Raw genomic sequence first — 15,508 nt, forward strand, 5'->3', positions numbered from 1 at the left:
GGACCGCGCCTTTTTTTTGTGGTGTTATGTTGGCAAGCGGCGGAACGCTTTAGCTATACGCATAGACCAACAGCACCAGCCCAAGCACCACGCGATAGATCACATAAGGTGTAAAGCTGACCGACCGCAAAAGGCGCATCATCAAACTCAGCGCGAGAAGGGCCGCGCCGAATGACAGCACCGCAGCAATTGCCCCATCTTTTGCCAGTTGCCAATTGGCCTCGGCGGCCACCTCTGCCCCCAACAGGACACCGGAGGCAAAGATGGTTGGGATCGACATCAACATGGCAAGCTTTGCCCCGTCCGAACGCGCATATCCCAGCGCCCGTGCCCCGGTGATGGTGACGCCCGACCGCGACGCTCCGGGGATCAGCGCGACCGCCTGCCAGAGCCCCATGATCAAAGCATCCCGCAAGGTCCAGTCGCCTTCCCGCTTCGCCTCGCCCCCGTTTCGGTCGACAATGTAAAGCACGATGCCAAATCCCAGCATGGTCCAGGCGATCACCTTGACCGACCGCATCGCATCATCCAGCCCGGTCAGTTTCAGCATCAGACCGAACAGAACAGCAGGGAGCGTGGCCATCATCAGCAGAAACGCCAGCCTGGCGCCGGGCGTATCAATACGCCCCGTCAACATGCGCGGGATCCCGGCCAGCCCCATCCGCACATCCCGCCAGAAATAGATCACCACCGCCAGCAAAGTGCCAAGATGCACCGCCACATCAATCGCCTGCCCCTGATCGGGATACCCTGTCACCACCGGCACCAGAACCAGGTGCCCGGATGACGAGACCGGCAGGAATTCAGTGATTCCCTGCAGAATTGCGACCAGGAAAAGATGCGCGAGCGTCATTGGGACACCTGTGGTAAAAGCCTGTATTTCTAAGATTTTGGCAAGCTACCTGCTTGTGAGCGAAAGGGAAGGGGAAATAAAGGTAAGCACAGCTTACTTATTTTCCATGAACTTGCGAAGAAACTCATGTCGAAACCTCAAAAAATCGACATATAGGTCAATATTGCTGACTTTTCATTTGCTCCAGCCTTATTTACAAGGGCGTACCCAGCCATGTGTTCCCAGCGAACACGCAGATGTGACGGAGAGCAAGGAATGGCCAAACAGCCGATGTTGAAATTTGTGAGCGTCAACCGCGATATGCCCGAAAAGCGGTCGGCGGAGACTCGCAAAGAGGACTTTCAGGAAATCTATGCCGAGTTCGCGGCCGCCAAGGCAGAAGAACAGGCCAGCCGCTGCAGCCAATGTGGCGTGCCCTACTGTCAGGCCCATTGCCCCTTGCACAACAACATCCCCGACTGGCTGCGCATGACCGCCACCGGTCGGTTGAAAGAGGCCTACGCCCTCAGCCAGGCCACCAATACCTTCCCGGAAATCTGCGGTCGCATCTGCCCGCAGGACCGTCTGTGCGAAGGCAATTGCGTGATTGAACAATCCGGCCATGGCACCGTCACCATTGGCGCGGTTGAGAAATATATCACCGACACCGCATGGGAACAGGGCTGGGTGGAAGAGATCACCGCGGGTCCAGCCACCGGCCAGAGCGTTGCCATCATTGGCGCGGGTCCGGGCGGTCTGGCGGCCGCCGACGTGCTGGTGCGCGCAGGCCACGCGGTCACCATCTATGATCGTCATGATCGGGCGGGTGGCTTGCTGACCTATGGCATCCCCGGCTTCAAGCTGGAAAAAGACGTGGTAATGCGCCGGGTGGAATTGCTCGAACGCGCCGGCGTCACCTTCAAGCTGAACAGCAATGTGGGCGAGGACGTCACCTTTGCCGACATTCGTGACAGCCATGATGCCGTGCTCATCGCCACCGGCGTTTACAAGACCCGCGACCTGTCCGGTCCCGGCGCAGGGGCCACGGGCATCGTGCGGGCGATCGACTATCTCACCTGTTCGAACAAAACCGATTTTGGCGACACCGTGCCGGAATTTGAAAGCGGCGAACTGAATGCCAAGGGCAAGAAAGTTGTCGTGATTGGCGGCGGCGACACCGCCATGGACTGCGTGCGCACCGCGATTCGTCAGGGGGCCACCTCGGTCAAATGCCTGTATCGCCGCGACCGCGCCAACATGCCCGGCTCGCAGCGCGAAACGCAGAACGCCGAAGAGGAAGGCGTGGAATTCGTCTGGCTGGCCGCCCCCAAAGGTTTCGCCGGTGAACCGGTCAACGGCGTGATGGTGCAGCAAATGCGCCTTGGCGCCCCGGACGCGTCTGGCCGTCGCAGCCCCGAAGTGATCGAAGGGGCGGATTATGTCGAAGAGGCCGATCTGGTGATCAAGGCGCTTGGCTTTGAACCGGAAGACCTGCCGACGCTCTGGGATCAGCCGGACCTGCCGGTCACCCGCTGGGGCACTGTGAAAGCCGCGTTTGGCACCCACCGGACCGACATGGAAGATGTCTGGGCCGTGGGCGACATCGTGCGTGGCGCGTCATTGGTCGTCTGGGCGATCCGTGACGGGCGCGAAGCCGGTGCAAATATCGTCGAGACACTGGCAAACAAAGCCGCGCTCGCCGCTGAATAATCAGGACATATCCGGGGCATGCCGGGCCGCAACTCACGCCGCGCCCACGCCCCATGAGGAGACAGAACATGACGAAATATGATGAAAACTGGGCCCGCCACGAAGAAGCGAAACGCGCCTATATGTCGGAACACAGCCTCTATCGCGAAGAGGACGAGCACAGCTCCTGTGGGGTTGGTCTTGTGGTGTCCACCAATGGCAAACCCTCGCGCCAGGTGGTTGAGGCCGGCATCAATGCCCTGAAAGCGATCTGGCACCGCGGCGCGGTGGACGCGGACGGCAAGACCGGGGATGGCGCCGGTATTCACGTGCAGATCCCGGTTCCGTTCTTTTACGACCAGATCAAACGCACCGGGCACGAGCCGCGCCCCAACCAGCTGATGGCCGTGGGTCAGGTGTTCCTGCCACGCACCGATTTCGGCGCTCAGGAAGCCTGCCGGACCATCGTGGAAACCGAGATTCTGCGGATGGGCTATTACATCTATGGCTGGCGCCACGTGCCCGTTGACATCACCTGCCTTGGCGACAAGGCCAACGCCACCCGCCCCGAGATCGAACAGATCATGATCTCGAACTCGAAAGGTGTGGATGAGGAAACCTTTGAGCGTGAGCTTTACGTGATCCGCCGCCGGATCGAGAAAGCCGCAGCCAACGCGCATATTTCCGGGCTTTATATCGCCTCCCTGTCCTGCCGCTCGATCATCTACAAAGGCATGATGCTGGCCGAACAGGTGGCCGTGTTCTATCCGGACCTGATGGACGAGCGTTTCAAATCGTCTTTCGCCATCTATCACCAGCGCTATTCGACCAACACCTTCCCGCAATGGTGGCTGGCGCAGCCCTTCCGCATGCTGGCCCATAACGGCGAGATCAACACGCTCAAGGGCAACCTGAACTGGATGAAATCGCACGAGATCCGCATGGCCTCTTCGGCCTTCGGGGATCTGGCCGAAGACATCAAACCGATTGTGCCCGGCGGATCTTCTGACTCCGCGGCCCTTGACGCGGTGTTCGAGGTGCTGGTGCGCGCAGGCCGCTCGGCCCCGATGGCGAAAACCATGCTGGTGCCGGAAAGCTGGTCAAAACAAGCGATTGACCTGCCGGATGCGTGGAAAGACATGTATTCCTACTGCAACTCGGTGATGGAACCCTGGGATGGGCCCGCCGCCCTTGCCATGACCGATGGCCGTTGGGTCTGCGCCGGTCTTGACCGCAACGGGTTGCGCCCGATGCGTTACGTGGTGACCGGGGACGGGCTGCTGATCGCGGGCTCCGAGGCGGGCATGGTGCCCACCGATGAAGCCACCGTTGTGGAAAAAGGCGCGCTTGGTCCGGGGCAGTTGCTTGCTGTCGATATGAAAGAGGGCAAGCTCTACCACGACACGGAAATCAAGGACAAGCTGGCCGCCGCCCAGCCCTTTGGCGACTGGGTCGGCAAGATCCACGACCTGGAAGAGGATCTGGCCGGTATCGAGGAAAAACCGCTGTTTTCCGGCGATGAACTGCGCCGCCGTCAGGTGGCCGCCGGTTACACGCTGGAAGAGCTGGAACAGATCCTGGCGCCGATGGCTGAGGATGGCAAAGAGGCGCTGGCCTCGATGGGGGACGACACCCCCTCTGCGGTTCTGTCGACCCAATACCGCCCGCTGTCGCATTTCTTCCGTCAGAATTTCAGCCAGGTGACCAACCCGCCGATCGACAGCTTGCGCGAATTCCGCGTGATGTCGCTGAAGACCCGGTTCGGCAACCTCAAGAACGTGCTGGATGAAAACGGTGGCCAGACCGAGATCATCAGCCTGGAAAGCCCGTTTGTCGGCAATGAGCAGTTCATTGCCATGACCAAGGCTTTTGAAGCCCCGATGGTCGAGATCGACTGCACCTTCCCCGCCGGGGGCGGCAATGGTGCATTGCAAACCGCGCTGAGCGAGATCCGCGCCAAGGCCGAAGAGGCAATCCAATCTGGCGCCGGGCATCTGGTGCTGACCGATCAGGCACAGGGCGAAGATCGCATCGCGATGCCGATGATCCTGGCCACCTCGGCGGTGCACAGCTGGCTGGTGCGCAAAGGTCTGCGCACCTTCACCTCACTCAACGTGCGGTCCGCCGAATGCCTTGATCCGCATTACTTCGCGGTTCTGGTGGGCTCAGGTGCCACCACGGTCAACGCCTATCTGGCCGAAGACAGCCTTGCAGACCGTATTGAACGCGGGCTTTTGGACTGTTCGCTGACCGAAGCGGTGAACCGCTATCGCAACGCAATCGACCAGGGTCTGTTGAAGATCATGGCGAAAATGGGGATCTCGGTGATTTCCTCCTACCGTGGCGGTTTGAATTTCGAGGCCGTTGGCCTCTCGCGCGCCATGGTGGCCGAATATTTCCCCGGCATGGTCAGCCGGATCTCGGGTATCGGGATCTCAGGCATCCAGAAAAAGCTCGAAGAGGTGCATGCCGCGGGCTTTGGCACGGGCAACAAGGTGCTGCCGGTGGGCGGATTTTACAAAGCCCGCAAATCGGGTGAGACCCACGCCTGGGAAGCCCAGTCGATGCACCTTTTGCAAAACGCCTGCGACCGCGCGTCTTATGCGATGTGGCAGCAATATTCAAAACGCCTGCAATCCATGCCGCCGATCCACCTGCGTGACCTCTTGGCAATCAAGCCGCTGGGCAACCCGGTGCCGATTGAAGAAGTGGAAAGCATCACCGCGATCCGCAAACGTTTCGTCACCCCCGGCATGTCGCTGGGCGCGCTCAGCCCCGAAGCACACCGCACCCTGTCGATTGCCATGAACCGCATCGGCGCCAAGTCGGATTCGGGCGAAGGCGGCGAAAGCCCCGAGGATTTCACCCCGGAACCCAATGGCGACAACGCCTCCGCCAAGATCAAACAGGTGGCATCGGGCCGTTTCGGTGTGACCGCCGAATACCTGCTGCATTGTGAAGAGCTTGAGATCAAAGTGGCGCAGGGTGCAAAACCCGGCGAAGGTGGCCAGCTGCCCGGCATGAAGGTGACCGACCTGATTGCCAAACTGCGCCATTCGACCAAGGGCGTGACGCTGATTTCGCCGCCGCCGCACCACGATATCTACTCGATCGAGGATCTGGCGCAGCTGATCTACGACCTCAAGCAGATCAACCCGCGCTGTAAGGTGACGGTGAAACTGGTGGCATCAAGCGGTGTTGGCACGATTGCCGCCGGTGTGGCCAAGGCCGAAGCCGATATCATCCTGATTTCCGGCCACAATGGCGGCACCGGAGCCTCGCCTGCGACCTCGATCAAATTCGCAGGTCTGCCGTGGGAAATGGGCCTGACCGAAGCGCATCAGGTGCTTGCGATGAACAACCTGCGCGACCGGGTGACACTGCGCACCGATGGGGGCCTGCGCACCGGGCGTGACATTGTCATGGCGGCAATGATGGGCGCCGAGGAATACGGCATCGGCACCGCGGCCCTGATTGCGATGGGCTGTATCATGGTGCGCCAGTGCCAGTCGAATACCTGCCCGGTGGGCGTCTGCACCCAGGATGACGACCTGCGCGCCAAATTCTCCGGCTCGGCCGACAAGGTGGTGAACCTGATCACCTTCTACGCCCAGGAAGTGCGCGAGATCCTCGCCTCGATCGGGGCCCGGTCGCTGGATGAGGTGATCGGTCGCGCCGACCTGCTCAGCCAGGTGTCGCGCGGGTCAGCTCACCTTGACGATCTCGACCTGAACCCGCTGCTTCTGACCGTGGATGGGGCAGACCGGATTTCCTATGACCGGGACCGTCCGCGCAACGCGGTGCCAGACACGCTGGACGCTGAAATCGTGCGCGACGCGGCGCGGTTCCTGGAAGATGGCGAGAAGATGCAGCTGAGCTATGCGGTGCAGAACACCCACCGCACCGTCGGCACCCGCACCTCGTCGCATATCGTGCAGAAGTTCGGCATGCGCAACAACCTGCAGCCCGATCACCTGACGGTGAAGCTGACGGGGTCGGCCGGTCAGGCGCTGGGGGCCTTTGCAGCACCCGGCCTGAAGATCGAAGTGTCGGGGGATGCCAACGACTATGTGGGCAAGGGTCTGTCTGGTGGCACCGTTGTGGTGCGCCCGCCGATGGCCAGCCCATTGGTGGCGGCTGAGAACACGATCATCGGCAACACGGTGCTTTACGGCGCGACCGACGGGTATCTCTTTGCGGCGGGTCGCGCGGGTGAGCGTTTCGCCGTGCGCAACTCGGGCGCCAAGGTGGTGATCGAAGGCTGCGGGTCAAACGGTTGTGAATACATGACCGGCGGTATCGCGGTGATCCTCGGCTCAATCGGTTCGAACTTCGGCGCGGGGATGACCGGCGGCATGGCTTATCTCTATGATCCCGAGGGCAAGTCTGGCGACCTGATGAACATGGAAAGCCTGGTCACCTGCCCGGTCACCGTGGATCACTGGGAAGCTGAACTGAAATCTCTGGTCGAACGCCACGTCGCCGAGACCGGATCCGCCAAGGGCACCGAGATCCTGCGTCACTGGGATTTTGAAAAAGGCAACTTCCTGCAAGTTTGCCCGAAAGAAATGCTCGACAAGATCCCGGCACCGCTGTCACTGGAAAGCGAAGCTGTTCCGGCAGAGTAAGTCTTTAAAGCGTTTCGACTTATTGTCGGATCACGACTACAGATCTGAAACGCCCGCGCGAGCCGCGGGCGTTTTGCTTTTTTGCTCCGCGCGTGGACCACGGGGGGAAAGATGTGGGGACAGTGGGAGGACCGCTGAACAAAGCAGGGGCTTTGCCCCTCGGCCTCCCTCTTCGAGGGCGTCCCCACCCCAGGATATTTGAGACAAGAAAATGAGCAGCGCCGGGCGGCCTGAGCCAATCCCCTGCCTTGCACCCTCCCGGAAGTTTAACACGAGGCAAGGGTTTTGCTGAGGCGCCAAAGATCGTGGCCATTTTCAAGCCGCAAGGCCCAGTCCAACGGGATATGCTCCACCCCATGGGCGGCGCCCATGACCGCCCCAATCACAAGCGCGCGGCCGCAGCTGTCACCGCCTGCCAGAATATTCCGTCGAATGGCACCGGCAAAATCTTCTGCCTGGTGCAGAATATGAAAGGCCAGCGGCAGGCCCTGTATCAGGGCGCAGGCGCGGCCGGTGACCTCTCCATAAGCGACACTGTCATAGACATCAGTGGTCAGGGCCTGCCGAAGCGGGGCACCGAAAGGGTCGGGGGCATGTGTGGCGGCCTCTGAAAGCACATGGTGCAAGTCCCCTCCGGCCTGCACCTCTCGCAAGATCCCGGCCACCAGAATACCGGCATCTCTGGCCAGCAGATTATCATGTGTGATCTGTTGCAGGGGCAGCCAGCGCGCCGCGCCCATATGGGCCATGGCAATGGCGGGCACGAGGGCGGGCAGCTGGTCATCAGCACCACCTGAGGGCTGCACCCCGGTGGCGATATTTCCAAGAGCCTCCCGCGTGGGACGATCAATATAGCCAGAAAACATCCCGCCAGGTCCAAACGCCCTGGCAAAAGCATCTGCATAGGTTTCGGCGCCGGGAGTTTCTGTCTGCGCCAGATAGTGCATCAGCCCTGCGAATGCCGCGCCATAATGTGAAAGGGTCCCGGCCTCTTTCCCCTCATGGGCAAAAAATGAAGGCACATTTTCATAATGATCGGGGTCGGGCGGGAGAAAGGCCACGTCATCATGGGCCGCTGCGATCTCTTCCAGCCGCGCGACATCATAAATCCAGTGCACCCCCATTGCGGCAGCATCTGCGGTGAGGGCTCCGAACAGCGTGGCGGAAATCAGTTTTGTCTGGGTCATGGCGCGTCCTCCGGTTGGAAATAGTGTGCGCCTGATGCCATGCTTTTTCCAGTCGGTCACAACAAGTTGACCCCCCCGCCCTGCTGTGGGAAAATTCAGCGTGGCAAAGAGCAAGACAAAACAACGCGCGCCCGGCAAAAAGGGCAAATCAGGCAAGGCCAAGGAAACGCCCGGCTTTCACCCGATCCGCTTCGCGCGTCGGTGGGGACGGCGTGTGGCCCTGGGTGTCCTTGCGGTGATTACGCTGGCTGTGGGCGGTTATGCCATTCTGAACCCGCCCACGACCCCCTACATGATTTCGGAAAAGATGCGGCTGGGCTGGCTGGACCAGCAATGGGTGTCGATGGACGAGATTGCCCCGGTCATGGCGCGCTCGGTCGTGGCTGCGGAAGATGCGAATTATTGCGCCCATTGGGGGTTTGACATGCGCGCCATCCGGGCGGCAATTGACGACGGCGGCAATCGGGGGGCCTCGACAATCTCGCAACAGGTGGTGAAAAACACCTATCTGTGGCAGGGGCGATCATGGCCACGCAAGGTGCTGGAGGCGGTGCTGACGCCTTTGGTGGAACTGGTCTGGACCAAACGGCGCATTCTTGAGGTCTATCTGAACGTGGTGGAATTCGATGAAGGTGTCTTTGGCGTGGAGGCCGCAAGCCGCCACTATTTTGGTGTTGGTCCCGATCAGTTGACGGCCACACAGGCAGCCCGTCTGGCGGCAGTCCTGCCCAACCCAAAGGAACGTTCCGCCGCAAGACCCTCAACCGCGCTTCGCAAACGAGCAGCCCGTATCGTGGATGGGGCTGCCACGATCCGCCGGGATGGGCGGGCAGAATGTTTCGAGGATTGATCCCCCGCGCCAAAGCGGGCAGAACGGGGAAAACCCCCTTGCCACTGGAACACGACCCAACATGATCCGACTTTTCCACGTCCCCCTGTCCCCGTTTTGCCGCAAAGTGCGCCTGTCGCTGGCGGAAAAGAAACTTGAGGTCGAACTGGTAGAAGAGAAGTATTGGGAGAAGTCCACCGACTTCCTGCGCCGCAACCCTGCAGGCAAGGTGCCGGTTTTGAAAATCGACGGCAAGATCCTGACCGAAAGTGCCGCGATCTGCGAGTATCTTGAAGAGCTGCATCCGACACCTCCCCTGATGCCATCTGATGTGGATGGCCGTTACGAGGTGCGTCGCCTGGTCAGCTGGTTTGACGACAAGTTCCACAACGAGGTGACGTCAAACCTGCTTTACGAACGGGTGAACAAGAAGGTGATGGGATCGGGTTATCCGGAAAGTGCGCGGGTGAAAGCGGGCGCAAAGGCGATCAAATACCATCTGGATTATCTGGGCTGGCTGCTGGATCAGCGCCGCTGGCTGGCAGGCAACAGCATGACGCTGGCGGATTTTGCCGCGGCTGCGCATCTGTCGGCGCTGGATTACATCTCGGATGTGGATTGGAACCGGAATGACAATGTGCGCGAATGGTATGCCAAGATCAAATCGCGCCCGGCCTTCCGATCGATCCTCGCCGATCAGGTGCCGGGCTTTCCGCCCCCGGCCCATTACGCGGATCTGGATTTTTGACGACTTCCCCCGACGATCCGGCCAACTTCAAGGCACGCATTGAGGCAAAGGCCCGCGAGGAGGGCTTTGCCGCTTTCGGGGTCTGCCGCCCGGATGCCACACCGGACACCGCGGCGCGCCTCGCACAATATGTGGCCGAGGGGCGACATGGCGATATGGGGTGGATGGAAGAGCGGATGCACTGGCGCGGATCCGCCGCCGCGCTGTGGCCCGAGGCGCGTTCGGTCATCATGCTGGCTGAACCCTACACGCCGGAACATGACCCGCGTGACGTGCTGACCATGCCCGACAAGGGCGCCATTTCCGTCTATGCGCAAAACCGCGACTATCATGACATCGTGAAGAAACGCCTGAAACGGGTCGGGCGCTGGATGGTGGAGCAGTTCGGCTGTGAAATCAAAGTATTCGTCGACACGGCCCCGGTGATGGAAAAACCCCTGGCCGCGGCGGCGGGCTTAGGGTGGCAGGGAAAGCATTCAAACCTTTTGTCCCGCGAGCTGGGCAACTGGTTCTTTCTGGGGGCAATTTTCACCACGCTGGACCTGCCGGCTGATCCGCCGGGCACGGAGAATTGCGGGTCCTGCCGGGCCTGTCTGGATGCCTGCCCGACCGACGCGTTTCCCGCCCCGTTTCAGGTCGATGCACGGCGCTGCATCTCGTATCTGACCATTGAGCATAAAGGCCCGGTGGAGGAAGAGCTGCGTGGCAAGCTGGGCAATCATATCTATGGGTGCGACGATTGTCTGGCCGCCTGCCCCTGGAACAAGTTTGCGGTGGAGGCGCAGGAACTGCGCTATGCGGCGCGGGCGGACTTGCTGGCCCCGGACCTCGCAGAACTGGCACTGCTGGATGATGCGGCGTTTCGCATCAAGTTTTCCGGCAGCCCGATCAAACGGGTAGGCTGGGGGCGTTTCATGCGCAACGTGCTGTATGCCATTGGCAATTCCGGACGCGCTGATCTTCAATCCTCAGCAAAACGACATATCGGCTCTGAGGATCCCTGCATACGGGATGCGGCGCAGTGGGCCCTGAATATGTTAACAAAAACAAGCGGCTAAGGAAGAATTTCCCTATTTAGAATTGATCTAAATCAAGGCAGGTTTAGAATTGTTATTAGAACTATTCCAATTATAGGAGGTTCCCATGACACGTTTCTCAATCCCGTTTTTCCTGACAACCGCGCTGACCCTGCCTGCTCTGGCCCTGCCCGCTATGGCACAGACAGACCTGCGCGCGACCGCTCTGGACACGTTCAAACCACTGCCCTCAACCGTTCCTGCCGTTGCAGACAACCCCAGCACCGAAGAAAAAGTCGAGCTGGGCAAAATGCTCTATTTCGACCCGCGCCTCTCAGCATCGGGCGTGTTCAGCTGTTATTCCTGCCACAATCTGGCAACCGGCGGGGATGACAATCTTGAAACCTCGATCGGCCATGGCTGGCAGAAAGGCCCGCGCAATGCACCCACCGTTCTGAACTCGGTTCTGAATGCAGCCCAGTTCTGGGATGGGCGCGCAGAAGATCTTGCCGCACAGGCCAAAGGCCCGATTCAGGCCGGTGTTGAGATGGCCAATACGCCGGACAATGTGGTGGCCACACTGAACTCGATGCCCGACTACGTAGATCGCTTCAATGCCAGCTTTGAGGATGGGGTGAGCTTTGACAATATGGCCAAGGCGATCGAGGTCTATGAGGCCACTTTGCTGACCCCTGCCCCGTTTGACGCCTGGCTGAACGGAGATGACGCCGCCCTGAACAGCGATCAGCTTGCCGGGTTGGAGCTGTTCATGGACAAGGGCTGCTCCTCCTGCCATTCCGGCGTGAATGTGGGGGGCCATGGCTACTACCCGTTCGGCCTGATCGAAAAACCGGGCTCCGAAGTGCTGCCAGAAGGGGATAAGGGGCGCTTTGCGGTGACCGAAACTGCCGATGACGAATATGTCTTCCGCGCGTCCCCCTTGCGCAACATTGCACTGACCGCCCCTTATTTCCATTCCGGCAAGGTTTGGGATCTGGATGTGGCCGTGCAGATCATGGCGGAAAGCCAGCTGGGCGAAGAATTGTCAGACACGGAAGTGCATCAGATCGTGGCCTTCCTCGACAGCCTGACCGGCGCTTTGCCACCACAGGTCGCCCCAATCCTGCCGGCTGAAACCAAGGCCACGCCACGCCCAACAGCCGAGATCCTGCCCACGGCGAACTGAGCCCCGGCGAGCTTGTGTCCCGGACGGGTCGGCCCCCTGAGGCCGGCCCTTTCTCAGGAGTTTTTTCCCATCCGGTAGGCGGCGGTCACGCTGCGCACCGCGCGGGGGGTCTCTGACAGGTTCATCGGCCCGAACTCGGACGCCCCCACACGATAAGTCACGCGGATATGCTCCGAGCGCGGCCGCGCTCGGATAATGACATGGGCATCAATTCCCTTGGACAGAAACGCGGAGCGCAGCATGGATTTCACCTGATCCTGCGACAGACCCGAACGGGCAAACTCCCCCCACGACACCTCAACCACAATGTCCCCCGAACGCACAAAGTAGGTGCGCATCCTGTCAAAAGACGCCGCCAACGGGCGCAGAGAGGGATCCCCGGTGGCCGCGTAATAGGTCAACATCGACACTGTGGGCGTCACCACAACGGCAATCACGGCGAAGAGATACTGGAGTTTGGTATACATTCTAAATCCGACCCAATTATTTTTTGACAGGGACATTCATACGGTAGGCCGCAACCGCAGCATTGATGCCTTTGACCGCCTGCGCAGCAGGCAGGGGGCCAATCGTGGAGGGTCCGATCCGATAGGTGATCACGCTGCCATTCTCCGATACACCGGGGCGGATCGTGACCTGTAACCCCTTGGCCCAGAACCCGTCTTTTAAGGCTTTCCGGAACGCGGCGGGATTGGGAATGCTCGGATCTTCAGGATCAAGCTGCAGATCCGCATAGATGATCAACCCCTCTCCCTCCTCATCCAGCACCGCCTCTTTCGTGATGCCGAGCGGCCGCATCATCGGATCCCCGGACAGACGGTGCCAGAGCAGGGACAGAAAGGTTGGCAATGCCAGGGCGATTATCAAAACCGCCAGCACCCTGATCTTTGCCATATTGGTCATCGCCATCACATGTCGCCCTTATCCCGGCAAACCGAAGCCGATCAGCAGGATAGCCCTATCCTGTTCAAAATTGGTTAAGGGCCCAGAAGGCATGAAAAAACCCGACGCAATCTGCGCCGGGTTCCTTGCAGTCATATATGAGCTAAAGCGATCAGCTGCGCACGAGCTTTTCGTAGTCTTCTGCGATCTCACGGGTCAGTGCGCCCACCTCAAACGTATACTCCCCGATCTGACCAACGGGGGTCACTTCGGCGGCAGACCCGGTCAGCCAGCATTGTTCAAACTCAGCCAGCTCTTCGGGCATGATGTGGCGTTCATGCACGGTGATGCCTTTTTCCTTCAACATGCCGATCACGGTCTGGCGGGTCAGGCCGTTCAGGATGGCATCCGGGATCGGCGTGTGCACTTCGCCGTCTTTCACGAAGAACACGTTCGCGCCGGTCGCTTCGGCCACGTAACCGCGATAATCCATGAAAAGCGCGTCCGAGCAGCCTTTGGCTTCGGCTGCGTGTTTCGACATGGTGCAGATCATGTAAAGTCCCGCGGCCTTGGCGGCGGTCGGAATAGTCTCGGGCGACGGGCGTTTCCACTTGGCGATATCAAGCTTGGCGCCCTTCATCTTGGCGTCCCCGTAATAGTCCCCCCAGGCCCAGGCCGCGACTGCCATGCGCACCGGATTGCGGGCAGAGCTGACACCCATATCCTCGCCAGCGCCACGCCAGGCCACAACGCGGATATAGGCATTGGTGAGGTTGTTGGCCTCAACCACCGCCTGCTTGGCGGCCTCGATCTCATCAACAGTGTAGGGGATGGGCATGTCCATCATCTCACCGGACTTCAACAGCCGTTCGGAATGTTTGCGCGACAGGAAGATCTTGCCGTCATAAAGGCGCTCGCCCTCAAACACCGAGCTTGCATAGTGAAGTGCATGGGTCAGGATGTGGACATTTGCGTCACGCCAGTCGATCAGCTGGCCATCCATCCAGATTTTGCCGTCGCGGTCGTCATATCCGCTCATGTTCCGTTCCTTTGTCTTATGGGGCTGGCAAACAGGCCACCCCCTGTCAGTTTTTCGATTATTGCGCAAGTTAAGTCCGCTTCGGACATAATATTGCGCAAAAACTGGACATCGCTAACAATTGATTCTTGGAAAGTCAACAACACTGACATAAAATCCAAAACTGTAACAAATTTCGTGAACCCCAACCCGCAACAGGCGGAGAAAGGGATCTTGCCATGAGAGAGATTCGACCAGCCCCCGCGCCCGGCGGGCAATCCCTGCTGTTTCTCACCGATGAACAGCTGCGCAAAGGGATCGAGGCGATGTTCTTTGCCTATCGTGGGTTTACGGCAGATCCTGATCGCATCCTCGAGGAAAAGGCCTATGGGCGCGCGCATCACCGGGCAATCCATTTCATTTCCCGCAGCCCCGGCACCACGGTGAACAACCTTCTTTCGATCCTTGGCGTGACCAAGCAATCGCTCAATCGCGTGCTGAGAACCCTGATCGAAGATGGGTTGGTGGAAAGCCGGGTCGGCACACGGGACAAGCGCGAACGCCACCTGTTTCTGACCCAAGCCGGGGAAGAGCTGGAGCGGGAATTGTCCGATGCCCAGCGCGACCGGATGCGGGCGGCCTATCGCGAAGCCGGCCCCGAGGCCGTGCAGGGATTTCGGACAGTTCTGGAGGCCATGATGGACCCCGAATTGCGACGCCATTTTAATCGGTTGAAGGAGGTTCAGAATGGCTGATCTGGCGGATGCCCACCTGCTGATCATCGACGACGATGAACGGATCCGCACTTTGTTGCGCAAATTTCTGGTTCGAAACGGGTTCTGGGTGTCCGCCGCGCGCGATGCACAGCACGCCCGCAAAATCCTGTCCGGGCTGGATTTCGACCTGATCGTCTGTGACGTGATGATGCCGGGGGAAGACGGGATTTCCCTGACCCGCAGCCTGCGCGCCAACATGACCACCCCGATCCTGTTGCTGACCGCCAAGGGCGAAACCGACGACCGGATCCGGGGGTTGGAGGCCGGGGCGGATGACTATCTGGCAAAACCATTTGAACCGAAAGAGCTGTTGCTGCGGATCAACGCGATCCTGCGCCGGATGCCCGCGGCAGAAGAGGTCGCACCGACCTCGCTCGGGCTGGGCGGGCTGCGGTATGACATCGAACGTGGCGAGCTGTGGGAAGGTGAGGAACTGATCCGCCTGACGGCCACGGAAAACCAGTTGATGAAGATCTTTTCAGCCCAACCGGGAGAGCCGGTCTCGCGTGGGGATCTGGTGGTGAAACTGGGGCGGGATGAAGGGCAGGCACAGGAACGCGCGGTGGATGTGCAGATCACCCGCTTGCGCCGCAAGCTGGAAGCGGACCCGAAACAGCCACGCTACCTTCAGACCGTGCGCGGCGCGGGCTATATGCTGGCGCCAGACTGACCCTGTGAGGCTGGGGGTTTTGCACCCCCAGACCCCCGCAAGGTATT

At 60.1% G+C, this 15,508-nt stretch carries 13 protein-coding genes; 8 read left to right on the top strand and 5 right to left on the bottom strand.

Features of this window, described 5'->3' with window-relative positions:
- Window positions 1-49: 49 nt before the first annotated feature.
- On the bottom strand, window positions 50-853 hold the full coding sequence (locus tag XMD517_RS09580) for an undecaprenyl-diphosphate phosphatase (RefSeq protein ID WP_173486086.1): 804 nt from the start codon (window positions 851-853) through the stop codon (window positions 50-52).
- A gap of 255 nt (window positions 854-1,108) precedes the next feature.
- On the opposite strand from XMD517_RS09580, the gene XMD517_RS09585 reads away from it, so the two are divergent.
- Window positions 1,109-2,542 (top strand): NAD(P)-dependent oxidoreductase, encoded by a 1,434-nt coding sequence (locus XMD517_RS09585; protein WP_173486087.1) that lies wholly within the window; start codon window positions 1,109-1,111, stop codon window positions 2,540-2,542.
- A gap of 68 nt (window positions 2,543-2,610) precedes the next feature.
- Entirely contained in the window at window positions 2,611-7,149 is a 4,539-nt protein-coding gene (gene gltB / locus XMD517_RS09590; protein WP_173486088.1) for a glutamate synthase large subunit, read from the top strand.
- Window positions 7,150-7,415: 266 nt separating this feature from the next.
- On the opposite strand, the gene XMD517_RS09595 is transcribed toward gltB, so the two are convergent.
- Window positions 7,416-8,336 (bottom strand): ADP-ribosylglycohydrolase family protein, encoded by a 921-nt coding sequence (locus XMD517_RS09595; protein ID WP_173486089.1) that lies wholly within the window; start codon window positions 8,334-8,336, stop codon window positions 7,416-7,418.
- 100 nt (window positions 8,337-8,436) lie between these two features.
- On the opposite strand from XMD517_RS09595, the gene mtgA reads away from it, so the two are divergent.
- The 4 genes from mtgA to XMD517_RS09615 all read left to right on the top strand — a co-directional run bounded on the left by mtgA (window position 8,437) and on the right by XMD517_RS09615 (window position 12,115).
- Window positions 8,437-9,186, top strand: coding sequence for a monofunctional biosynthetic peptidoglycan transglycosylase (gene mtgA, locus XMD517_RS09600; RefSeq protein WP_173486090.1), 750 nt, complete (start codon window positions 8,437-8,439; stop codon window positions 9,184-9,186).
- Between the two features lie 61 nt (window positions 9,187-9,247).
- Entirely contained in the window at window positions 9,248-9,913 is a 666-nt protein-coding gene (locus XMD517_RS09605) for a glutathione S-transferase family protein (protein ID WP_173486091.1), read from the top strand.
- Window positions 9,910-10,971, top strand: coding sequence for a tRNA epoxyqueuosine(34) reductase QueG (gene queG, locus XMD517_RS09610; protein ID WP_254449661.1), 1,062 nt, complete (start codon window positions 9,910-9,912; stop codon window positions 10,969-10,971). The genes XMD517_RS09605 and queG overlap by 4 nt, the downstream gene beginning before the upstream one ends.
- Before the next feature lie 85 nt (window positions 10,972-11,056).
- Entirely contained in the window at window positions 11,057-12,115 is a 1,059-nt protein-coding gene (locus tag XMD517_RS09615) for a cytochrome-c peroxidase (RefSeq protein WP_217360450.1), read from the top strand.
- Window positions 12,116-12,168: 53 nt separating this feature from the next.
- Here XMD517_RS09615 and XMD517_RS09620 read toward each other — a convergent pair whose 3' ends face one another.
- The 3 genes from XMD517_RS09620 to XMD517_RS09630 all read right to left on the bottom strand — a co-directional run bounded on the left by XMD517_RS09620 (window position 12,169) and on the right by XMD517_RS09630 (window position 14,036).
- Complete coding sequence (locus XMD517_RS09620) at window positions 12,169-12,582, bottom strand: hypothetical protein (RefSeq protein ID WP_173486093.1); 414 nt, start codon at window positions 12,580-12,582, stop codon at window positions 12,169-12,171.
- Window positions 12,583-12,598: 16 nt separating this feature from the next.
- A complete protein-coding gene (locus XMD517_RS09625; RefSeq protein ID WP_173486094.1) occupies window positions 12,599-13,024 on the bottom strand; it encodes a hypothetical protein in 426 nt (141 codons plus the stop codon).
- Between the two features lie 145 nt (window positions 13,025-13,169).
- A complete protein-coding gene (locus XMD517_RS09630) occupies window positions 13,170-14,036 on the bottom strand; it encodes a branched-chain amino acid aminotransferase (protein ID WP_173486095.1) in 867 nt (288 codons plus the stop codon).
- Window positions 14,037-14,254: 218 nt separating this feature from the next.
- On the opposite strand from XMD517_RS09630, the gene XMD517_RS09635 reads away from it, so the two are divergent.
- Both XMD517_RS09635 and XMD517_RS09640 read left to right on the top strand, forming a co-directional pair.
- On the top strand, window positions 14,255-14,770 hold the full coding sequence (locus XMD517_RS09635; RefSeq protein ID WP_173486096.1) for a MarR family winged helix-turn-helix transcriptional regulator: 516 nt from the start codon (window positions 14,255-14,257) through the stop codon (window positions 14,768-14,770).
- Window positions 14,763-15,461: a response regulator gene (locus tag XMD517_RS09640; RefSeq protein ID WP_055187285.1), complete on the top strand. Its 699-nt coding sequence runs from the start codon at window positions 14,763-14,765 to the stop codon at window positions 15,459-15,461. The genes XMD517_RS09635 and XMD517_RS09640 overlap by 8 nt, the downstream gene beginning before the upstream one ends.
- Window positions 15,462-15,508: the final 47 nt, after the last annotated feature.

This window comes from Aliiroseovarius sp. xm-d-517 (assembly GCF_013283135.1).
GTDB lineage: Bacteria > Pseudomonadota > Alphaproteobacteria > Rhodobacterales > Rhodobacteraceae > Aliiroseovarius > Aliiroseovarius crassostreae.